This window comes from Mycobacterium europaeum (assembly GCF_034555895.2).
In the GTDB taxonomy this organism is placed as follows: domain Bacteria; phylum Actinomycetota; class Actinomycetes; order Mycobacteriales; family Mycobacteriaceae; genus Mycobacterium; species Mycobacterium europaeum.
In genome coordinates, this window is record NZ_CP157315.1 from 2,412,579 (window position 1) to 2,434,382 (window position 21,804).

Consider the following 21,804-nt stretch of genomic DNA (forward strand, 5'->3'; position numbering starts at 1 on the left):
ACCCGGCGGGCGTAATGTCAGCAACCATGAGCTGCACCGGCCGCAGGTTGCTGCCGATCACCGTGGCGACGATCGTCGCCGTCGGCTCCCAGTTGAGCCCGGCGACCGCGCGGGCGGACCTGCACAACATCACCTACCGCGCCCGCATCGATGCGCTGACCACCGGCAGTCAGGCCACGTTCATCATCAACGGCGGCCAGACCAACACCACCAACCTGCCGTCCATGCCCGGCAACGTATTCGAGGCCGACACCGTGCTGCCCGACCCACAGCAGGCCGGGATGCGGATCGTGCTGCACTTCCCTTACTCGGCCAGCGTGCACTGCGAGATCGACGTCGACGACAACGTTTTCACCCAGACCGACCAGATGGTCAGGCCGGCACCCGGAAACGCCGATCCCAACAACGGTGCGCTGGCTTGCGGCGCTCCCCTGCCGGGCTAGGGCCGCCAGCCCGTGGAGTCCGCCCACGCCCACGCGCGCCGGTAGGCGTCGAGATACCACGGCTCCTTGACCGCCACATAAGCCGCCGTGTCGCCGGCGCCGGCCTCGGTCTCGGCTGACCGCTTGACGGACAGGTAGTCGTTGCGCGCCTTCGCGTCGGCCGACAGCCAGGCCGGGAACAACAGGGCGAACTGCTGATTGGGCCAGCCGCCCACCCGGATGTGCACGTTGGTGGGGCGGCCAGGATCCGCCGAGGCATGAATCCGCTTGTCCCACAACCCCTTATCGTCACTGTGGTCATAGCGCTCGATGAGGCTGCGGGCATCGGACTTGGCCACGTCGGAGGTGATGCTGTCGATGCGTGGGTAACCGGCGGCCAGCAGGGACTCGGCGAGTTCGTCGGCGACCGCCAGGGATTCGACGGTGATCTGCATGTCGATGACGTCCTTGGCGGGAAAATCCGGCACGGCGGTCGAACCGATGTGGTCCACCCGAATCGCCCGGTGCCCGCAGGCGGTCCGCAACCGGTTCGCGATCCGCCGGGCCTGATCCGGCCACTCCGGATCGGGCGGCACCAACCGCGTCGCCGCCCGGGCGACCCGACGCTGACTCAGGTTGTCCGCGAAGGGCCGTATCCGGTTGTCCCAGAGGTCATGCGCGCGCTGCACCAAGTCCTCCGGGCTGCCGGAGTTGTCCACCCAGACGTCGGCAACCGCGCGGCGCTGCTCGTCGCTGGCCTGCGCGGCGATGCGGGCGCGGGCATCCTCTTCGGGCATGCCGCGCTGGTCGACCAGCCGTCGCACCCGCACCTCGACGTCGGCATGCACCACGACGACGAGCGGGAACAGCGGCGCCATCCCCGACTCGACCAGCAGCGGGATGTCCTCGACGACAACCGAATCCTCGGGCACCGAGGCGATGATCTCGGCGCGGCGCTTGCCGACCAGCGGGTGCACGATGCCGTTCAGCCGTTGCCGCGCCTCGTCGTCGGCAAAGGCCTTGGCGGCCAATGCGGGACGATCCAGCGATCCGTCGGGAAGCAGGATGTCGTCACCGAACGCGTCGACCAGCGCCGCCAGCCCCTCGGTGCCCGGCTGGACCACCTCGCGCGCGATGACGTCACCGTCGACGATGACCGCACCGCACTTGGCGAAGGTGGCCGACAGCGCCGACTTGCCGGCGCCGATGCCACCGGTCAACCCGATACGCAGCATGCCTGGACGCTGTTAGGCGTTGCCGGCGAGCTTCTCCCGCAGCGCGGCCAATTGGGCGTCGCTGGCCAGCGACCCGCCGGCCGCCTTCTCCTCGCGCGCGCCGCCGTTGCCCGACGACTGCTCGGCGTGCCCGGCCGCCTCGGCCGCGGCGAACTTCTCCATCTGGGCGGTGTGCATCTTGTGCCGGCGCTCGGCCTCGGCGTAGCGGGCCTCCCACTCGGCACGTTGCTTCTCGAACCCCTCGAGCCATTCGTTGGTCTCGGCGTCGAAGCCCTCGGGGAAGATGTAGTTGCCCTGCTCGTCGTAGCTGTCGGCCATGCCGTACTTCGCCGGGTCGAACTCCTCGGTGTAGTCCTCGTTGGCCTGCTTGAGCGACAACGAGATCCGGCGCCGCTCCAGGTCGATGTCGATGACCTTGACCATGGCGTCGTCGCCGACGGCGACCACCTGGTCGGGCACCTCCACGTGGCGCTCGGCCAGCTCGGAGATGTGCACCAGACCCTCGATGCCCTCCTCGACGCGGACGAACGCACCGAACGGCACCAGCTTGGTGACCTTGCCGGGCACGATCTGGCCGATGGCGTGCGTGCGGGCGAAGTGCCGCCACGGGTCTTCCTGGGTCGCCTTCAGCGACAACGAAACGCGCTCGCGGTCCATGTCGACGTCGAGCACCTCGACGGTGACCTCGTCACCGACCTGGACGACCTCGGACGGGTGGTCGATGTGCTTCCAGGACAGCTCCGAGACGTGCACCAGGCCGTCCACACCGCCCAGGTCGACGAACGCGCCGAAGTTGACGATGGAGGAGACGACACCCTTGCGGATGGCGCCCTTCTGCAGCTGGTTGAGGAACTCGCTGCGCACCTCGGACTGGGTCTGCTCCAGCCACGCCCGGCGCGACAGCACCACGTTGTTGCGGTTCTTGTCCAGCTCGATGATCTTGGCTTCGATCTCCTTGCCGATGTACGGCTGCAGGTCGCGGACCCGGCGCATCTCGACCAGCGACGCGGGCAGGAAGCCCCGCAAGCCGATGTCGAGGATCAGGCCGCCCTTGACGACCTCGATGACGGTGCCCTTGACGGCCTCGTCCTTCTCCTTGAGCGCCTCGATGGTGCCCCAGGCGCGCTCGTACTGCGCGCGCTTCTTGGACAGGATCAGGCGGCCCTCTTTGTCCTCCTTGGTGAGAACAAGCGCCTCGACCTCATCACCGACGGAAACGACCTCGCTGGGGTCGACGTCGTGCTTGATGGAGAGTTCGCGGGCGGGGATGACGCCCTCGGTCTTGTAGCCGATGTCGAGGAGCACCTCGTCCCGGTCCACTTTGACGATCGTCCCCTCGACGATGTCGCCATCGTTGAAGTACTTGATCGTTTTGTCTATTGCGGCAAGAAAATCCTCGCTGGAGCCGATGTCGTTGACGGCTACTTGGGGCGAGGTGACGGTGGGACTCGGCATGTGGTGGGTTGCTCCGGACAGGTTGGGTCGTAGGGACAAAATTGGGATTTACCCGTTGAGGTTACTCGACTGCGTACACGCTGGCCAAACCCGGGCGGCGCGCCACCTGCGCCACGCTGGCGTTTGAGCGCGACGAAAGTGACGGCAGCACGAATTTCGCGCCAATTCTTTCGACCCGAATTGCCGCGCTAGTGCGCGGCGGCGTCCCACGAGCGCCCGTAACCCACCGATACCTCCAGCGGGACGTCCAGCGGATAGGCGCCGCCCATCTTCTCGCGGGCCAGCGCCTCGAGCCGCTCCCGCTCGCCGGACGCGACTTCGAACAGGAGTTCGTCGTGCACCTGGAGCAGCATGCGGGATTTCAGCCCGGCTTCCTGGATCGCCTTGTCCACCTCGATCATCGCGACCTTGATGATGTCGGCGGCGCTGCCCTGGATGGGGGCGTTGAGCGCCGCCCGCTCGGCGGCCTCCCGCACCTGGCGGTTGCTGCTGTCCAGCTCGGGAAGGTAGCGGCGGCGGCCCAGCACCGTCGAGGTGTAGCCGTCCTTGCGCGCCTGGTCCACGACGTTCATCAGGTAGTCGCGCACGCCGCCGAAGCGGGCGAAGTAGGCCTCCATCTGTTCTTTCGCCTCTTCGGTGGAGATCTTCAGCTGCTGCGACAGGCCGTAGGCGCTCAGCCCGTAGGCCAGCCCGTACGACATCGCCTTGACCCGGCGGCGCAGGTCGGCGGTGACCTCCTCGATGGGCACGCCGAACGCCCGGGAGGCGACGAACGAGTGCAGGTCCTCCCCCGTGTTGAAGGCCTCGATGAGGCCCTCATCCCGGGACAGGTGCGCCATGATCCGCATCTCGATCTGGCTGTAGTCGGCCGTCATCAGCTCGCTGTAGCCGTCGCCGACCACGAACGCGTCGCGGATCCGCCGGCCGGCCTCGGTGCGGATCGGGATGTTCTGCAGGTTCGGTTCGGTCGAGGACAGCCGGCCCGTCGCCGCGATGGTCTGGTTGAACGTGGTGTGGATGCGCCCGTCGGAGGCCACCGAGCCCAGCAGCCCGTCCACGGTGACCTTGAGCCGGGTGACGTCGCGGTGGGTGAGCAGGTGCTGCAGGAACGGGTGGCCGGTCTTGTCGAACAGCGACTGCAGGGCGTCCGCGTCGGTGGTGTAGCCGGTCTTGGTGCGCTTGGTTTTCGGCATCTCCAGCTCGTCGAACAGCACCGTCTGCAATTGCTTCGGCGAGCCCAGGTTGATCTGCTTGCCGATCACCGCGTAGGCCGCCTCGGCCGCGTCGCGGATCTGGTGGGCGAACTCGCTCTGCAGCTCGCCGAGCAGGTCCAGGTCGACTGCGATACCGGTGTGTTCCATCCCGGCCAGCACCCGCTGCACCGGCAGCTCCATGCCGCCCAGCAGCGAGGTGGAGTCGATGCGGGCCAGCTCCTCGTCGAGGGCGTCGGCGAGGTCGAGCACCGCCACGGCCCGCAGGATCAGCGTCTGCACCGCTTGGTCGTCCGTGCCGTCGGAGTCGTCGAGAAGCGAAAGCTGTTGCTGTTCAGAGGTTTCCGCGCGCAACTCGCGCCGTAGATAGCGCAGCGATAGGTCCTCGAGGGAGAAGCTGCGCTGCCCGGGGCGCACCAGGTAGGCGGCCAGCGCGGTGTCGGAGGTGACGCCGGCCAGCGTCCAGCCCCGCCCGGCGAGGTCGTGCATCGCCAGCTTGGCTTCGTGTAGCGCCTTGGGCGTACCGGGGTCGGCGAGCCAGGACGCCAGCGCCGCCTCGTCGTCGGGTCCCAGCGCCGCGGTGTCGATGTAGCGGCCCTCGCCGTCGGCGGACACGATGGCCAGCGCAGTGGCGTCGGCGTCGTAGGCCAGATGGGTACCGACGACAGCCAGGCCGAAGCGCTTGCCCGCGCTGTGCTCGGCCAACCAGGCGGCCAGCTCGCCGGGCTGCAGCGCGCCGCCGCGCACGTTGAAACCCTCGTCGACCTCGGGTTCCACGGCGGCCAGGGTGTCGAACAACCGGTCGCGCAACACCCGGAACTCGAGGTCGTCGAAGAGCCGGTGGATGTGGTCGCGATCCCACGGCTGCATGCGCAGCGTGTCCGGGGTCTGCGCCAGCGGCACGTCCTTGACCAGGTCGGTGAGCTCCCGGTTGCGGATCACGCCGGCCAGGTTGGCCCGCAACGCGTCGCCGACCTTTCCGCGCACCCCGTCGACGTTGTCCACCAGGCCTTGCAGCGAGCCGTATTCGGCGATCCATTTCGACGCCGTCTTCTCCCCGACGCCGGGAATGCCGGGCAGGTTGTCGCTGGGATCGCCGCGCAGGGCGGCGAAGTCGGGGTACTGCGTCGGCGTCAGGCCGTACTTCTCGACGACGGCCTCGGGCGTGAACCGGGTGAGCTCGCTAACGCCCTTGCGCGGATACAGGACCGTCACGTCGTCGCTGACCAGCTGCAGGGAGTCCCGGTCCCCGGTGACCACCAGGACGCGGAAGCCGTCCTTCTCGGCCTGGGTGGCCAGCGTCGCGATCAGGTCGTCGGCTTCGAAGCCCGGCTCGGCGAGCACCGTGATGCCCAGCGCGTTCAGCACTTCCTTGGTGATGTCGATCTGCCCGTGGAACTCGTCGGGCGTCGACGCCCGGTTCGCCTTGTACTCCGGGTACCGCTCGGAGCGGAAGGTCTGCCGCGACACGTCGAACGCGGCGGCCACGTGCGTCGGCGCCTCGTCGCGCAGCAGGTTGATCAGCATCGCGGTGAAGCCGTACACCGCGTTGGTGGTCAGGCCGCCGCGGGTCTTGAAGTTCTCGGCGGGCAGCGCGTAGAACGCGCGGAACGCCAGCGAATTGCCATCCAGCAGCATCAGCGTCGGCTTGGTCTGCTCCTCGGTCACGGCGGGCACGGCTATCACTCTAGGCACCGGTACCGACGATCCCGGCGCTGCCGCAGAACTGCAACACGTTTCAGTTTTATGTTGGCCCTGGGTAGTCTGGCCGAGTGCCAGAGGTCACCAGCCAAGAACCCGCGATCGACGGGTGGTTCGCCACCGATGACGCCGGCAGCCCGCATCTGATCGGCAGCAAGTGCCCCGAGTGCGGCACCTATGTCTTCCCGCCGCGCGAGAACAACTGCCCCAACCCGGGCTGCACCAGCGACACGCTGGAGCCGGTCGCGTTGTCGACTCGGGGAACGCTGTGGAGCTACACCGAAAACCGGTATCCGCCGCCCCCGCCCTACCCCGCCCCGGATCCATTCGAGCCGTTCGCCATCGCCGCCGTCGAGCTGGCCGAGGAAGGGCTCATCGTGCTGGGCAAGGTGGTGGAGGGCACGCTGGCCGACGACCTCAAGGTCGGCATGGAGATGGAGCTGACCACCATGCCGCTCTTCACCGACGACGACGGCGTGCAGCGCATCGTGCACGCGTGGAGGATCGCGAAATGAGTACTCCCGAACCGCTGTACATCCTCGGCGCCGGCATGCACCCGTGGGGCAAGTGGGGTCGCGACTTCACCGAATACGGGGTGGTCGCGGCGCGCGCCGCGCTGGCCGAGGCCGGCCTGGACTGGACACAAATCCAGCTGGTCGCCGGCGCGGACACCATCCGCAACGGCTACCCGGGCTTCATCGCCGGGTCGACGTTCGCCCAGAAACTCGGCTGGAACGGCGTGCCGGTCAGCTCGAGCTACGCCGCGTGCGCCAGCGGCTCCCAGGCGCTGCAGAGCGCGCGGGCGCAGATCCTGGCCGGCTTCTGCGACGTCGCGCTGGTGATCGGAGCCGACACCACCCCTAAGGGCGCGTTCGCCCCGGTCGGCGGGGAACGCAAGAACGATCCGGACTGGCAGCGCTTCCACCTGATCGGTGCGATGAACCCGGTGTACTTCGCGCTGCTGGCGCGCCGCCGGATGGACCTGTACGGCGCGACATCCGAGGACTTCGCCCAGGTGAAGGTGAAGAACTCCCGGCACGGCCTGCAGAACCCGAACGCGCGCTACCGCAAGGAGGCCTCGGCCGACGACGTGTTCGCCAGCCCCGTGGTGGCCGACCCGTTGCGACAGCTCGACATCTGCGCCACCTCCGACGGCGCGGCGGCCCTGATCGTCGCCAGCGCCGAGTTCGCCCGCAAGCACCTCGGCTCGCTCGACGGCGTCCCGTCGGTGCGCGCGGTCAGCACCGTCACCCCGCGCTACCCGCAGCACCTGCCCGAATTGCCGGACATCGCAACGGATTCCACGGCCGCCGTGCCGGCGCCGGAGCGGGTCTTCAAAGATCAGATCCTGGATGCGGCGTACGCCGAGGCGGGCATCGGCCCGGAGGACGTCAGCCTGGCCGAGGTCTACGACCTGTCCACCGCGCTGGAGCTCGACTGGTACGAACACCTCGGGCTGTGCCCGAAGGGTGAGGCCGAGGCGCTGCTGCGCAGCGGCGCGACCACCATCGGCGGCAGGGTGCCGGTCAACCCGTCCGGCGGGCTGGCCTGCTTCGGCGAGGCCATCCCCGCCCAGGCCATCGCCCAGGTTTGCGAGCTGACCTGGCAGCTGCGCGGTCAGGCCACCGGCCGCCAGGTGGAGAACGCCACGGTCGGCGTCACGGCCAACCAGGGCCTGTTCGGGCACGGCTCGTCGGTGATCGTCGCGCGCTGAGGCCGGCGCGTCGAGTCGCCCAGACTGCAAGCCGGCCCGTCGAATCGCGCCCCATCTGAGCGCAGCCGACGCGGCTCACCACACCGACTGTGCGATGACGGCTTTCGGTGTGCGCTCAGGGCGAGATTTTCGCGGTCTTATCGCCCTGGACGGACACGAAAAGCCGTCAACGCACACTCAAGTCACACTCAACGGCCGAGCGCTACTCGTCCGGAGTGTCCAGGGTCTCCAGGACGACTTCGGCGACCCGCTTCATGGTGGTCCGCCGGTCCATGGCGGCGCGCTGAATCCACTTGAACGCCTCGGGCTCGGTCATGCCCTGCTTGGTCTGCAGCAGGCCCTTGGCGCGTTCGACGAGCTTGCGGGTCTCCAGCCGGTCGGACAGCGTCGCCACTTCGCGTTCCAGCTCGGTGATCTCGCTGAAGCGGCTGACCGCCAACTCGATCGCCGGAATCAGGTCGCTGATCGTGAAGGGCTTCACCAGGTAGGCCATCGCCCCGGCATCGCGGGCTCGCTCGACGAGGTCGCGCTGGCTGAACGCGGTCAGCACCACGATCGGCGCGATGCGCTTGCTGGCGATCTCCGACGCCGCGTCGATGCCGTCGCGACGCGGCATCTTGACGTCCATGATCACCAGGTCGGGCTGGTGCCGTTCGGCCAACTCGACGGCTTCCTGCCCGTCGCCGGCCTCCCCGACGATCTCGTAACCCTCCTCTCGCAGCATCTCGGCGAGGTCCATCCGGATCAGCGCTTCGTCTTCCGCGATCAGGACCCGGCGCGGCACAGCGGCGTCGGTGTCGGTCGTGGGGCCTGTCATGACGGACATTGTGTCGTGAACGCGTCAGACCAGCGACCTCGGGGGCGGTCAGACGGCCGGCCGCGCCAAATCCTCTATGGTGGGAGGCTGCCTCTAAGGTAGGAGGCCGGACTCGAGCAGAATCAAGCCCTCGTATCCCAACTGGCAGAGGAAACGGACTCAAAACCCGTCCAGTGTGGGTTCGAATCCCACCGAGGGCACCATGGGCGGCTTGCGCGTCCCGGCCATCTGGGCGGCCGTGCGGGCCGCCGACGCACCCGGGGTGAGCCGGCAGAAATCGCAAAGTTTGTTGCTGGGGCGAAATGCGTGCCAAAAGTATGGACTCGCCGGATTTAATAAACTTTAAGCTATTCAAGAGCGACGTCGCATTCGACAAACCGCTACGAATACCTCATGAATTCATATTGTTCTCGGTACCCGAGATCCGCGCGCCGCGGAAAAAACCGGCGATGGCCTCCGTCGTGGCACCGCGAGGTCCCGATCGCTACCCACGAACCGCCGGGGATGAGCGAGGGGTCGCACGACCCACGGGCGTCGCCGATTCAGTCGCCGAACGATCGCGTGACGCAAACCTGGTCTGACGCAGAGACATTCAGCCCCGTGGCATCGTTGCCGATGGAGTCGCCGGCGACCCGGAGGAGCCAATTCGGCTCGCCGCAGCCGACGCCGCAGCCCGCCATGAGCACAGCGCTGACAGAGAGGATCAACGCAAGAACAAATCTCTTCAGACCCGCCATCCGGCACCCCTTAGTCGAGGCGAACACGTGTCCAACAGCCCTGTCAAACAGATGTCGAATAACCCATCCGAACATTCCGCAAACCCGATTACAACCCGATAACAAGAACAGTTATCAGACTCGGAACTTACGGGGGCGAAAACGCGGCATTTCATGGAGACAACCGGCGACTGTGCTGCTCAGCGGTTACGCTTTCACCGTGGCGGCTAAGAAGTGCGGGCCCCCACCTGTGTCAGATGGCTCGTCGAGAAGCCCGGACTGCGTAGCCGCGGTGCGGGCGCAAACGCGTGACCGCAATCAGCACTACGCCGCCAGCGCCGCGCGCCGCGCCAGGATCCTCACCATCACCTCGTGGCTCGCCGTGACGGTGAGCGTGAGCTTCGTGGTGGTGCAGATCCTCAGTGGACCCTGGATGTGGCAGGTGAGCTCAATCAACATCCTGGGCGCCATGGTCTTTGCGGTGGTCCCGTGGCTGCAGCGCTTCGGTGAATTGGTTGCGCCGCTCACCTTTCTGGGCACGGCCTACGTGTCGGTCTTCGCCAGCTGCGTGGCCGTCGGCACCGGGTCGGGGGCTCAGTTGTTCTTCCTGGTGGGCGCCTGCATCGTCGTGCTGTTGCTGGGGATCGAACACATCCTCTTGGCGTCGACGATGGCCGCGGTCGCCGCCGCCCTGATCGTCTCCGTCGAGTTCCTGGTCCCCCGCGACACCGGGCTGCAACCGGCCTGGGTCCAGTCGACGGGTTTCATCGTCACCACGATCTCCAGCGTCGTGATGGTGGTTGTCACGGTGTCGTTCGCCCTTCGCGACACCGCGCGCGCCGAGGCCGTGATGGAAGCGCAGTACGAGCGCTCGGAGGCGCTGGTGGCAAACATGTTGCCGGCCAGCATCGCCGAGCGGCTCAAGGAGCCGGACCGCGGCATCATCGCCGACAAGTTCGACATCGCCTCCGTGCTGTTCGCCGACATCGTCGGGTTCACCGAGCGGGCCAGCAGCACGGCGCCCGCCGACCTGGTGCGCTTCCTGGACCGGCTCTACAGCGCCTTCGACGCCCTCGTGGACAAACACGGCCTCGAGAAGATCAAAGTCAGTGGCGACTCTTACATGGTGGTGAGCGGGGTCCCGCGGGCTCGACCGGATCATGCCCAGGCGCTGGCGGACTTCGCGCTCGAGATGGCCAATGTTGCGGCCGGGCTGAAGGATCCGCACGGCAACGCCGTTCCGCTGCGAGTCGGCATGGCGTGCGGGCCGGTGGTCGCCGGTGTCGTGGGTTCGCGGCGCTTCTTCTACGACGTGTGGGGTGACGCGGTCAACGTCGCGTCCCGGATGGAATCCACCGACTCGGTGGGCCGAATTCAGGTGCCCGAGGCCATGTACGAGCGACTCAAAGATGAATTCGTGCTGCAGGAGCGCGGCCACATCGACGTCAAAGGCAAAGGGCTCATGCGCACCTGGTACCTGATCGGTCGCAAGGCGTCCGACGAGGCGACCGATCTGCTGGCCAAGCATCCACATAAGGCCCACGTATAGGCCCAAAGTGCCCTATACCAAGGCCGGTGTTTGTGTCAGACTGCGGCCATGCAAACCACACCTGGATCTCTCCCCGCTCCAAGTCTGTTGCCGCATCTGTGGAAATCGACCCTGTTATCGGGAATTCTGTCGCTGGCCCTCGGCGTGCTGGTGCTGGCGTGGCCCGGAATATCCATTGTGGTCGCCGCTGTCGCCTTCGGCGTTTACCTGTTGATCACCGGCGCCGCACAGGTGTTCTTCGCGTTCAGCCTGCATGTCTCGGCGGGAAGCCGGATCCTGTTGTTCATCAGCGGCGCCGCGTCACTCATCCTGGCATTGTTGGCGTTTCGCCATTTCGGTCAGGGTTACGCAATCCTGTTGTTGGCCATCTGGATTGGGATCGGATTCATCTTTCGCGGGGTGGGCACGACGATTTCGGCCATTCAGGATCCGCTTTTGCCGGGTCGGGGATGGGCGATCTTCATCGGAGTGATCAGCCTGCTCGCGGGCATCGTCGTCCTCGCGTCGCCGCTGGAATCCATTGTGACGCTGGCGCTCGTGGTCGGAGTCTGGTTCGTGGTTCTCGGCATCTTCGAAATCGTGTCGTCCTTCAGCATCCGCAAGGCCTCCAAGACCCTGACCGGCTGACGCCGCCCCCGGTCCCGCCCCCCTGACCCTTCTACTACACTGCGTAGTAGCCGCCAGTGTGGCTACGTAGTTCTGGGAGTGACAGATGAATGTCGTCGACCTTTCACGGTGGCAGTTCGGTATCACCACCGTCTACCACTTCATCTTCGTGCCGCTCACGATCGGTCTGGCACCCCTGCTCGCCGTCATGCAGACGGTGTGGGTGGCCACCGGCAACACCGCGTGGTATCGCCTCACCAAGTTCTTCGGAAAGCTGTTCTTGATCAACTTCGCCATCGGTGTGGCGACGGGGATCGTCCAGGAATTCCAGTTCGGCATGAACTGGAGTGAGTACTCGCGGTTCGTCGGCGATATCTTCGGCGCGCCGCTGGCCATGGAGGGCTTGTTCGCCTTCTTCTTCGAGTCCACGTTCATCGGGTTGTGGATATTCGGCTGGGATCGGCTGCCGAAGCTGATCCACCTGGCCTGCATCTGGATCGTCGCGATCGGTGTCAACATGTCCGCGTTCTTCATCATCGTGGCGAACTCGTTCATGCAGCATCCGGTCGGCGCGCACTACAACCCGGTGACGCATCGCGCCGAGCTGGACAGCATCACCGCGCTGCTCGGCAACAACACTGCGCGGTGGGCGTTTACCCACACGGTCGGCGGCGCGTTGCTGACCGCCGGGACGTTCGTCGCGGCCGTCAGCGCGTGGTTTTTGGTCCGCTCCCGCCGGGCGGAGACGGCCGCCCCCGCCGCAGAATCGGACGCCCGCACCATGTTTCGCCCGGCCGCCATCCTGGGCTGCTGGGTGGTGCTGCTCGCGGCCGTCGGCCTGTTCTTCACCGGCGACCGCCAGGGCAAGCTGATGTTCGTTCAGCAGCCGATGAAGATGGCGTCGGCCGAGACACTGTGCGACACCCAAACCGACCCGGACTTCTCCATCCTGACGGTGGGCCGGCACAACAACTGTGACGGGGTCAGAGGTGTCATACAGGTGCCCTACGTGCTGCCGTTCCTCGCCGAGGGCCGCATCAGCGACGTCACGTTGCAGGGCGTGCGCGACATCCAGCACGACTACGAACAGCGCTTCGGACCGAACGACTACCGGCCCAACCTGTTCGTCACCTACTGGTCGTTCCGCGCGATGATCGGGTTCCTGGCCATTCCGGTCTTGTTCGCGCTCGCGGCGCTGTGGCTCACCCGCGGCGGGCGGGTGCCCGACCAGCGATGGTTCTCCTGGCTGGCGCTACTGACGATTCCCACACCGTTCCTGGGGAACATCTCCGGGTGGGTGTTCACCGAAATGGGGCGCCAACCCTGGATCGTCGCGCCGAATCCCACCGGCGACCAACAGGTTCGGTTCACCGTGCACGAGGCCGTCTCGCAGCACGTGCCGGGCATGGTCATCACCTCCCTGGTGACGTTCACGCTCGTGTATGCGGTGCTGGCGGTCATCTGGTTCTGGCTGCTCAAGCGGTACATCGCCGAAGGGCCGCAGGAACACGACGCCGAACCGGCCCCACCGCCGGCCCCCGGCGAGGAAGAAGTGGCGCCGCTTTCGTTCGCCTACTAGGCCCCGGCTCACGAACTGCAGAAAGGAGCTGACCGATGGGACTGCAGCAGTTGTGGTTCGGCATTATCGGATTGCTGTTCGTCGGTTTCTTCGTCCTGGAAGGCTTCGACTTCGGCGTCGGCATGTTGATGGAACCCCTTGCGCGCGTCGGCATCGGTGAGCCCGAACCGATCCGGCGGACGGCGCTGAACACCATCGGCCCCGTCTGGGACGGCAATGAGGTGTGGCTGATCGTGGGCGGCGCGGCCATGTTCGCCGCCTTCCCCGGCTGGTATGCCACCGTGTTCTCCACGCTGTACCTGCCGCTGCTGGCCATCCTGTTGGGGATGATCCTGCGCTCCGTGGCCATCGAGTGGCGCGGCAAGGTCGACGACACGAAGTGGCGGGGCTGGGCCGATTTCGGCCTCGCCGCCGGTTCCTGGCTGCCCGCGGTGTTGTGGGGCGTGGCGTTCGCCATCCTGGTACGCGGGCTGCCGGTGGACGGGGCCGGTCAGGTCCACCTGTCGATCACCGACGTGCTCAACGCCTACACACTGCTGGGCGGCTTGGCCACCGCCGGGCTGTTCCTGTTCTACGGCGCGGTCTTCATCTCTCTGAAGACCTCCGGCGCCAGCCGCGACGACGCGCACCGGCTGGCGGTGTGGCTGTCGCTTCCGGTGACCGGACTGGTTGCGGCCTTCGGCATCTGGACGCAACTGGCGCACGGCAAGGACTGGACCTGGCTGGTGCTCGGGCTCGCCGTGGTGGCGCAGCTGGCGGCCGTGCTGCTGGTGTGGCGGCGAGTGTCCGACGGCTGGGCGTTCGCGTGCACGGCGATCGTCGTCGGGTCGGTGGTGGTCTTGCTGTTCGGCGCGCTGTACCCGAACCTGGTGCCCTCGACGCTGAACCCGCAGTGGAGCCTGACGATCCACAACGCCTCGTCGACGCCCTACACCCTCAAGGTCATGACGTGGGTGACCGCGTTCATGGCCCCGCTGACGGTCGTGTACCAGGCGTGGACGTACTGGGTGTTCCGGCAACGGATCTCGGCGGATCGGATTCCGCCGTCCATCGGCCTGGCGAGGCGTGTGTCCTGAGCGCAACGGACTCGCCGCCCGCATCACGATCAGGGTCGCGGGGCCCCCTGGACCCGCGACTGTGGCGGGCGTCGAGCGCGTTGCGCCGCTACCTGGGGGCGACGGTCTGCTGCGGAGTGGTGATCTCCGCCTGCGCGATCGGCTCGGCGATCGTGCTGGCGGGCGTCGTTGCCCGCGCCGTGCGCGATCACTCGTCGCACAGCCTGCGGGCCTGGCTGGGGCCGCTGTCGATCCTGTTGGCGCTGTGGGCCGTTCGCACGCTCGCGCATTGGCTTCAGGCCCGGCTGGGCCAGCGGGGCGCGAGCGCGGTCATCGCCGATTTGTCCGGTCAGGTGCTGACCGCGGTGACGGCCCGCCAGCCGGCTGACCTCGCCGCCCAACGCGACGAGGCCGCGGTGGTGGTCACCCGGGGTCTGGACGGCCTGCGGCCCTATTTCACCGGCTACCTTCCCACGTTGCTGCTCGCCGGGATCCTGACTCCGGCGACCGTCGCCGTCATCGCGTTCTACGACCTGAGGTCGACGGTGATCGTGGCCATCACCCTGCCGCTCATACCGATCTTCATGGTGCTCATCGGCCTGGCGACCGCCGACCGGTCCGCGGCCGCCCTGGCCGCCATGACGACGCTGCAGGGGCGACTGCTCGACCTCATCGCCGGCATCCCCACGCTGCGGGCGCTGGGGCGCGTCCGGGGCCCGGAACGCCGGATCGCCGAACTGGCCGCCGCGCACCGCCGCTCGGCGATGGCGACGCTTCGGATCGCCTTCCTGTCCGCGCTGGTGCTGGAATTGCTCGCGACGCTGGGCGTGGCGCTGATCGCAGTGGGGATCGGATTCCGGCTGGTGTTCGGCGAGATGACGCTGGCGACGGGCCTCACGGTGCTGTTGCTGGCGCCCGACGTCTACTGGCCGCTGCGCCGGATCGGCGTGGAATTCCATGCCGCGCAGGACGGACGGACCGCCGCCGACAAGGCCTTCGCCCTCATCGGCGATCCGGCGCCCCCGAATCCCCAGGGCCAGACGGTCGCCGCCCGGGGCGCGGAGATCCGCCTCGACGAACTCAGCGTCGCCGGCCGCGACGGCCACGCACCCCGCGACCTCACCGCGGTCATCGCACCGGGCGCGGTGACGGTGCTGACCGGACGCAACGGCGCGGGCAAGACCACGACCCTGCAGGCGATCATCGGGGTCACCGCGCCGTCGTGCGGCCGGGTGACCGTGGGCGGAGTCGACGTCGCCGACCTGGAGCCCGGCGCGTGGTGGCGCCAGCTGTCGTGGCTACCGCAGCGCCCGGCGCTCGTTCCGGGCACCGTCCGGGACAACCTGGTGCTCTTCGGCGAGCTCGATGACCTCGAAACAGCCTGCGCGGCATCCGGTTTCGATACGGTGCTGGGCGACCTGCCCGACGGGCTGGACACCGTGCTCGGCCGCGGCGGCGTCGGCCTGTCACTGGGACAGCGGCAACGGCTCGGCCTGGCCCGCGCACTCGGATCGACGGCGGCCGTGCTGTTGCTCGACGAGCCCACCGCCCACCTGGACCCCAGGGCCGAGCAACGCGTGCTGCGGGCGATCGTGGAACGCGCCCGGGCGGGTGCGACCGTCGTGGTCGTCGGGCACCGCGAATCCGTTCTGGCCATCGGTGACCGGGTGGTCGAAGTGGTCGCCGACAGTGGGGCGCGTTATGCCCCGGTCTGATCCGCTGCTGGCGGCCGCGCCCCTGCTGCGGCCGCGACTCCCCCGCATCGCGGCGGCCATCGCGCTGGGCGTGCTGTCACTGGGCAGCGCGCTGGCGCTGGCCGGTGTGTCGGCGTGGCTCATCACCCGGGCCTGGCAGATGCCGCCGGTGCTGGACCTGTCGGTCGCGGCCGTCGCGGTGCGCGCGTTCGCGATCTCGCGGGGGGTGTTGCACTACTGCGAGAGGCTGGTCACCCACGACACCGCGCTGCGCGCGGCCGGCACCGCCCGGGCGGGGATCTACCAGCGGCTGGCCGAGGGGCCCGCGGCGGCGGCCGTTCGTCTGCACAGCGGCGAGCTGGTCACCCGCGTGGGTTCCGACGTCGAAGAACTGGCCAACGTGCTGGTGCGTGCCGTGGTCCCGATGGGTGTCGCGGCGGTGCTGGCCATCGCGGCGACCGCGGTGATCGCGGCCATCTCGCTGCCGGCCGCGGCGGTGCTGGCGGTCTGCCTGCTGGTCGCGGGCCTCGTCGCACCTCGTCTCGCGGGCAAGGCCGCCGCGAGCCAGGAAAGCCTTGCGCGCCAGCATCATTCCCAGCGCGACACCTCGGCGATGATCGCGCTGGAACACGCGCCCGAGCTCCGCGTCGCCGGCCTGCTGCCGCGGGTCATCGCCGAATCGCAGCGCCGTCAACGCGCGTGGGGCGCCGCCCTGGACGCCGCCGCCCGGCCGGCCGCCCTCGCCGAGGCCGCGCCCACCGCGGCCATCGGGGCCAGCGTGCTCGGCGCGGTGGTCGCCGGCATCGGGTTGGCCCCCACGGTCGCCCCCACCACGCTGGCCATCCTGATGTTGTTGCCGCTGTCCGCATTCGAGGCCATGACCCCGCTACCGGCCGCCGCCATCCAGTTGACGCGGTCGCGGATCGCCGCGCGCCGGCTGCTCGACCTGACGGCGAACGATCGCCCGCCCCGGCCGGAATCGGCCGTGGCCGCGCCGACGCCGAATCCCACCGGCGCGCTGTCGGCCGACATCCGGGCCGGGCACGCCGGGGCCGCCCGCTCCAACCGCATCACGCTCGACCTGCCGCCCGGTGCCCGGCTGGCTTTGACCGGGTCCAGCGGGTCCGGCAAGACCACGCTGTTGATGACCCTGGCCGGGCTGCTGCCCCCACTGGAGGGACGGGTGACCCTCGGCGGCACCGACCTGACCGACTTCCGGGAAGCGGACTTACGCGGCGCGGTCGGCTTTTTCGCCGAGGACGCGCACGTCTTCGCCACCACCGTCCGGGACAACCTGCTGGTCGCCCGCGGCGACTGCGGGGACGCCGAACTGGAGGGCGCGCTGGAGGCGGTCGGGCTCGGCGCCTGGCTCGCGGGTTTGCCCGAGGGCCTGTCGACGGTGTTGACCGGTGGCGCGCAGGCGCTTTCGGGCGGTCAGCGCCGGAGGCTGCTGCTGGCGCGGGCGGTGCTCGCACCCGCCCGGATCGTGCTGCTCGACGAGCCCACCGAACACCTGGACGCGGCCGACGCGGAATCGATTCTGCGCGACCTGCTGGGGCCCGGCTCGGCGCTGATGGCCGCCCACCGGACCGTGGTGGTGGCCACCCACCATCTGCCCGGCGACATGGACTGCCCCGAACTGCGCGTCGACGCGCTCAGAGGTGTCGCCGGCGGGGCATGAATTCCAGCGACAGCAACACGATCAGCAACGTGGGGATCTGCGTCATCGAAACCAGCGCGTAGCGCCGGGCGTGCAGCGCGTGGAACTTGCGCACGTACCGGTACAGCGATTCGAGCGCGATCAACGGGTCGAGGACATGGATCAACCGGTAGAACAGGCGCTGGGTGCGGCCGCGATTCTTCTCGTCGAAGATTTCCGGGAAGGCCGCGAAGGCGAGGGAAAGGCGTTGGGCGCCATTGTCTTTGCCCGCCATGATCATGTCGACGCTGAGCCGCTCGTCGATGCCGTTGGGGGCCCCGCGCCGACGCCACGGCACGTCGAGGGTGATGTCGCTGCCGCCGCCGGCCGTCGCGTAGCGGTGGAATCCCTGCACCTTGCCCGAGGCGTCCCTGGCGACGATCAGCTGGATGCCGGGGAATCGGCCCTCTAGCACCCCGTCGAGGTTCATGTGGAATCCGCGCTCGGTGTGGGCCGCCTTGCTCGACGCCCGCACCACCTCGGTCAGCTCGGCCAGCTGCTCGCGATTGAGTTCCTGCTCCCCGACGATCTCGGTGGTGATGCCGCAGTTGTGCGAGCGCTTGACCGCCTGGCGCAGGTTGCGGAACTTGCGGCCCACCATGTCGAAACCGGTGACGTCGATCACCACGTCGCGCCCGATCGGGACGGCGCGCAGCGACTGCCCGATCACCGCGGGGTCGTTCCACAGGTCGAGCCGCCGCTCGCCGCACCCCACCACCGCGATCCGCCAGCCGTGGGTGTGGCAGATGGCGGCGAAGTCGGCGATCAGCTCGGGGAATCGGGTCTCGTCGCCGATCGGGTCACCGCCGACCACGGCGATGCCCATACGCGTCCGATAGGCCAGCGCGGCGCTGTCGTCCGCGGTGAAGTGGTAGCTCTTGCCGGTCTGCATCGCGAACGGCGCCAGCGGATCGTCCCTGGTGGCCTGGATCAGCTTCCAGGCCCGGGGCAGATCCTCCGGATTCGGCCGCGACGACGTCGGCCACATCAGCACCATGCCGGAGCCGGCGATCACCACGTCGCCGAGCAGGTCAAAGGCCAGCACGTGCAGGCCCAGCCCCGCCAGCACGAAGAAGCCGGCGGTGACGGCGTGCGTCGCCGTCACGGGACGGCCCAGGAAGATGCCGCGCGCGATCCACGTCACCGCGACGAGCACCGTCAGCGACCACGCCAAACGATCGGCGTAGTGCCACGACGGCTGGTGGTGGTGGCGGACCAGGATCTCGCCCAGCCAGCAGGCGGCGCTGAGCAGGGCCAGCGCACCGATGAGCCGGGCCGCCCGCGAATCGACGGAGACCACGACGCGTTCGCGCGCGCGGGGCTTAGCTGAGACGTCGACCAAGGGCCCGCTCACAACCACCTCCCGATGCGCTGGCTGGCGGCGCATTGCCGCCTCCGCACCGAATACCCGGCTGCTGAAAATTTACGCGCGGGCCCCGCCCCTGCCGGGCCGGATTCAGCGCGATGTGCTGCGGGTATCCGACCTGTCTATCGGCGGGCGGGCGGAAAGTATTTCAGGACCCCTTCCTGGACCACCGTGGCGAGCACCCGCCCGGAGCGATCGAAGAAGTGACCGGTGCCCAGCCCACGCGAATCCGCGGCCACGGGTGACGACGTCGAATACAGCACCCAGTCGTCGAAGTTGACCTGCCGGTGAAACCAGATGGAATGGTTGGCGGAGGCGGCGAAGATGCGGTCGAACCCCCACGACAGGCCGTGGGTGGTGATCACCGAGTCCAGCACGGTGGTGTCCGAGGAGTACACCATGGTCGCGGTGTGCAGGACCGGGTCGTCCGGCATGGCGCCGCCGGCCTTCATCCACACCCGATTGTGCGGCAGCCGATCGCCCTTCTCGCGCATCACCCAGGCCGGATCGTTGGTGTAGCGCCACTCGATCGGCTGCAGGGCGTTGACGAAGTGCGGGACGGTCTCCTCGTAGCCGCGGAGCAGCTCGCCGATCGGCGGCTGCGTCTCCGGCTCGCCCACCCGCGGCGGGTCGACGGCGTGTTCGAGGCCGCGGCCGCCGGCCATGTAGGAGACCATCGCCGAGGACAACAGGACGCCGTCCTGCACGGCGTCGACGCGCCGATTGGCGAAGCGCCGCTCGTCGCGCAGCTTGATGACGTGGAACTCGATGTCCTTGGCGGTGTCGCCCCCGTTGACGAAGTGCACCGACAGCGCGCTGGGCGGCAGGTCATCGCGGACCAGCGTGCGGCTGCTCGCGACGAAGGACTGGGCCATGAGCTGGCCACCGAAGGTCCGCATCGGGTTCTTGCTGGGATGAGACCCGACGAAGAGCTCATCGGTGACGCGGTTGAGGTCGAGCGTCGCCAGCAGTTCCTCGAAATCAGAATTCGTGCTGATCGCGGGCTCTCCTTGGGTGTGGGCGCTAAACGTCGTCCTCCCCGATCCGGTGCACGTGGATCAGGTTGGTCGAACCCACTGTGCCAGGTGGCGCGCCGGCGACGATGACCACCAGGTCACCGCGCTTGTAGCGGCCGAGCTCGAGCAGCGACTGGTCGACCTGGCGGATCATGCCGTCGGTGGACGTCATCATCGGCACGATGAACGTCTCGGTGCCCCAGGTCATGGCGAGCTGGCTGCGCACCTCCGGCCATGCGGTGAAGGCCAGCAGCGGCAGCGGGGTATGCAGGCGCGCCAGCCGCTTGACGGTGTCACCGGACTGGGTGAAGGCGACCAGCGCCTTGGCGTCGAGCCGCTCGCCGATGTCTCGGGCGGCGTACGAGATCACCCCGCGCTTGGTGCGCGGCACGTGCGTCAGCGGGGGGGCGGCGGTGGAATTGTCCTCGACGGCGCAGATGATCCGGGACATGGTCCGGACGGCGGCCAGCGGGTACTTCCCCACCGACGTCTCGCCGGACAACATCACCGCGTCGGCCCCGTCGAGCACAGCGTTGGCGACGTCGGAGGCCTCGGCTCGCGTGGGCCGCGAGTTCTCGATCATGGAGTCGAGCATCTGGGTCGCCACGATCACGGGTTTGGCGTTCTCCCGGGCCATCTGGATGGCCCGCTTCTGCACCAGCGGCACCTCCTCGAGCGGCAGCTCGACACCGAGGTCGCCGCGGGCCACCATGATGGCGTCGAAGGCCAGCACGATCGCTTCCAGATTGTCGACGGCCTCCGGCTTTTCCAGCTTGGCGATCACCGGCACCCGCCGCCCGATCCGGTCCATCACCTCGTGCACCAACTCGACGTCGGACGGCGAGCGCACGAACGACAGTGCCACCAGGTCCACACCGAGGTCCAGCGCGAACGTGAGGTCCTCGATGTCCTTCTCGGACAAGGGCGGTGCGGACACGTTCATGCCGGGCAGCGAGATGCCCTTGTTGTTGCTGACGGGGCCGCCCTCTTCGACGGTGCAGATGACGTCGCCGCCGTCGATGCGCTCGACGACCAGGCCGACCTTGCCGTCGTCGACCAGCACCCGGTCCCCGACCGTCGCGTCCGCGGCCAGATTCTTGTAGGTGGTCGACACGCGGTCGTGGGTGCCTTCGCAGTCCGCGACGGTGATGCACACGGTTTCGCCGTCGGCCCAGTACGTGGACCCGGTCGCGAAACGCCCCAGCCGGATCTTCGGCCCCTGCAGGTCGGCGAGCACACCGACCGCGCGGCCGGTGGTGTCCGAAGCGGCCCGCACGCGCTCGTAGGCGGCTTTGTGGTCGGAGTAGTCGCCGTGACTGAAGTTCAACCGGGCGACGTCCATTCCGGCCTCGACCAGCGCCAGAATCATCTCATCCGAATTCGTCGCAGGGCCAAGGGTGCAGACGATCTTCCCGCGTCTACTCACGCCGACACAGCATAGTCGCGTGCGAGCAGCCCGGTCCGACCGAACGGTGTTCGCGCGATGGGCGCGTTACCCACTCTGAATCGCCGGAAACAGCGGGAAGCCGGGCAGGTTACGCACGACCGTCCACGCGATGACGGCCAGCGTCATCGCCAGCCAGGCCGGCGTCGACGGCGCCGGTTTGCCCCGGCCGCGGCGGATCAGCAGCCATCCGGCCAGCAGGGGGATGCCGATCAGCAGGAAAAGATTGTCGTTGACGGCGGCGGCCAAGTGGCCGTGCAGCAGGTCGTGCGTCATCCGCAGGCCACCGCAGAACGGGCAGTTCCAGCCGGTGAGCCATTTGAAGGGGCACTGCGGATACACCGAATGCGGGTTGTGCGGGTCGACCAGCCCGACGTAGCCCAGCGCGCCCCCCAGCGCCAGGGCGGTTCCGGCCGCGACGTACCGGTGCTGACGCCGTCCGTGACACTGTTCCACCGCGTGTCCGGCGGATTCGGTTTGCGTCACGTGTTCAGCATGCCAGACCGCGCGGTGTGCGGCCGGAAG

Annotated in this window: 17 protein-coding genes, 1 tRNA gene and 1 pseudogene; 10 read left to right on the forward strand and 9 right to left on the reverse strand. The window is 68.3% G+C overall.

Annotated features, from left to right (window positions below; genetic code table 11):
* Positions 1–26 precede the first annotated feature (26 nt).
* Positions 27–443, forward strand: coding sequence for a hypothetical protein (locus U8D42_RS10740; RefSeq protein WP_322861086.1), 417 nt, complete (start codon positions 27–29; stop codon positions 441–443).
* Here the strand turns inward: U8D42_RS10740 and coaE are convergent.
* The 3 genes from coaE to polA form a co-directional block, all read right to left on the reverse strand.
* Entirely contained in the window at positions 440–1,657 is a 1,218-nt protein-coding gene (gene coaE, locus U8D42_RS10745; protein ID WP_322861085.1) for a dephospho-CoA kinase, read from the reverse strand. The genes U8D42_RS10740 and coaE overlap by 4 nt on opposite strands.
* 12 nt (positions 1,658–1,669) lie before the next feature.
* A complete protein-coding gene (gene rpsA, locus U8D42_RS10750; RefSeq protein ID WP_085238580.1) occupies positions 1,670–3,112 on the reverse strand; it encodes a 30S ribosomal protein S1 in 1,443 nt (480 codons plus the stop codon).
* A gap of 188 nt (positions 3,113–3,300) precedes the next feature.
* Positions 3,301–5,961, reverse strand: a complete 2,661-nt coding sequence (gene polA, locus U8D42_RS10755) for a DNA polymerase I (RefSeq protein ID WP_322861124.1) — start codon at positions 5,959–5,961, stop codon at positions 3,301–3,303.
* 134 nt (positions 5,962–6,095) lie between these two features.
* Between polA and U8D42_RS10760 the strand changes: the two genes are divergently transcribed.
* Positions 6,096–6,539 (forward strand): Zn-ribbon domain-containing OB-fold protein, encoded by a 444-nt coding sequence (locus U8D42_RS10760; protein WP_322861084.1) that lies wholly within the window; start codon positions 6,096–6,098, stop codon positions 6,537–6,539.
* Positions 6,536–7,738, forward strand: coding sequence for a lipid-transfer protein (locus U8D42_RS10765; protein ID WP_322861083.1), 1,203 nt, complete (start codon positions 6,536–6,538; stop codon positions 7,736–7,738). The genes U8D42_RS10760 and U8D42_RS10765 overlap by 4 nt, the downstream gene beginning before the upstream one ends.
* A 202-nt stretch (positions 7,739–7,940) precedes the next feature.
* On the opposite strand, the gene U8D42_RS10770 is transcribed toward U8D42_RS10765, so the two are convergent.
* Positions 7,941–8,555: an ANTAR domain-containing response regulator gene (locus U8D42_RS10770; RefSeq protein ID WP_167542712.1), complete on the reverse strand. Its 615-nt coding sequence runs from the start codon at positions 8,553–8,555 to the stop codon at positions 7,941–7,943.
* A 126-nt stretch (positions 8,556–8,681) separates the two neighbouring features.
* Here U8D42_RS10770 and U8D42_RS10775 point away from each other — a divergent pair.
* A tRNA-Leu gene (locus tag U8D42_RS10775) sits at positions 8,682–8,758 on the forward strand.
* A 339-nt stretch (positions 8,759–9,097) separates the two neighbouring features.
* Here U8D42_RS10775 and U8D42_RS10780 read toward each other — a convergent pair.
* Positions 9,098–9,292, reverse strand: a complete 195-nt coding sequence (locus tag U8D42_RS10780) for a hypothetical protein (protein WP_322861082.1) — start codon at positions 9,290–9,292, stop codon at positions 9,098–9,100.
* A 199-nt stretch (positions 9,293–9,491) separates the two neighbouring features.
* On the opposite strand from U8D42_RS10780, the gene U8D42_RS10785 reads away from it, so the two are divergent.
* From U8D42_RS10785 to cydC, 6 genes and pseudogenes are all read left to right on the forward strand, one after another.
* On the forward strand, positions 9,492–10,820 hold the full coding sequence (locus U8D42_RS10785; protein WP_322861081.1) for an adenylate/guanylate cyclase domain-containing protein: 1,329 nt from the start codon (positions 9,492–9,494) through the stop codon (positions 10,818–10,820).
* Between the two features lie 30 nt (positions 10,821–10,850).
* Positions 10,851–11,447: an HdeD family acid-resistance protein gene (locus U8D42_RS10790; protein WP_090421733.1), complete on the forward strand. Its 597-nt coding sequence runs from the start codon at positions 10,851–10,853 to the stop codon at positions 11,445–11,447.
* An 85-nt stretch (positions 11,448–11,532) separates the two neighbouring features.
* Positions 11,533–13,005, forward strand: coding sequence for a cytochrome ubiquinol oxidase subunit I (locus U8D42_RS10795; RefSeq protein ID WP_322861080.1), 1,473 nt, complete (start codon positions 11,533–11,535; stop codon positions 13,003–13,005).
* A 35-nt stretch (positions 13,006–13,040) separates the two neighbouring features.
* Entirely contained in the window at positions 13,041–14,081 is a 1,041-nt protein-coding gene (cydB, locus tag U8D42_RS10800; RefSeq protein ID WP_322861079.1) for a cytochrome d ubiquinol oxidase subunit II, read from the forward strand.
* An 80-nt stretch (positions 14,082–14,161) separates the two neighbouring features.
* Complete coding sequence (gene cydD / locus U8D42_RS10805) at positions 14,162–15,775, forward strand: thiol reductant ABC exporter subunit CydD (protein ID WP_322861078.1); 1,614 nt, start codon at positions 14,162–14,164, stop codon at positions 15,773–15,775.
* Positions 15,762–17,497, forward strand: a pseudogene (gene cydC, locus U8D42_RS10810) (thiol reductant ABC exporter subunit CydC). The gene cydD and the pseudogene cydC overlap by 14 nt, the downstream one beginning before the upstream one ends.
* On the opposite strand, the gene U8D42_RS10815 reads toward cydC, so the two are convergent.
* The 4 genes from U8D42_RS10815 to U8D42_RS10830 form a co-directional block, all read right to left on the reverse strand.
* On the reverse strand, positions 17,410–18,807 hold the full coding sequence (locus tag U8D42_RS10815; protein WP_322861077.1) for a bifunctional lysylphosphatidylglycerol flippase/synthetase MprF: 1,398 nt from the start codon (positions 18,805–18,807) through the stop codon (positions 17,410–17,412). The pseudogene cydC and the gene U8D42_RS10815 sit on opposite strands and share 88 nt — an antisense overlap.
* 134 nt (positions 18,808–18,941) lie before the next feature.
* Positions 18,942–19,817, reverse strand: coding sequence for an acyl-CoA thioesterase II (locus U8D42_RS10820; RefSeq protein ID WP_090421725.1), 876 nt, complete (start codon positions 19,815–19,817; stop codon positions 18,942–18,944).
* Positions 19,818–19,842: 25 nt separating this feature from the next.
* Complete coding sequence (gene pyk, locus U8D42_RS10825) at positions 19,843–21,261, reverse strand: pyruvate kinase (RefSeq protein ID WP_322861076.1); 1,419 nt, start codon at positions 21,259–21,261, stop codon at positions 19,843–19,845.
* 66 nt (positions 21,262–21,327) lie between these two features.
* The gene (locus U8D42_RS10830) at positions 21,328–21,765 is read right to left on the reverse strand and encodes a DUF2752 domain-containing protein (protein ID WP_085238569.1); all 438 of its coding nucleotides are present in this window, start codon (positions 21,763–21,765) and stop codon (positions 21,328–21,330) included.
* Positions 21,766–21,804 lie beyond the last annotated feature (39 nt).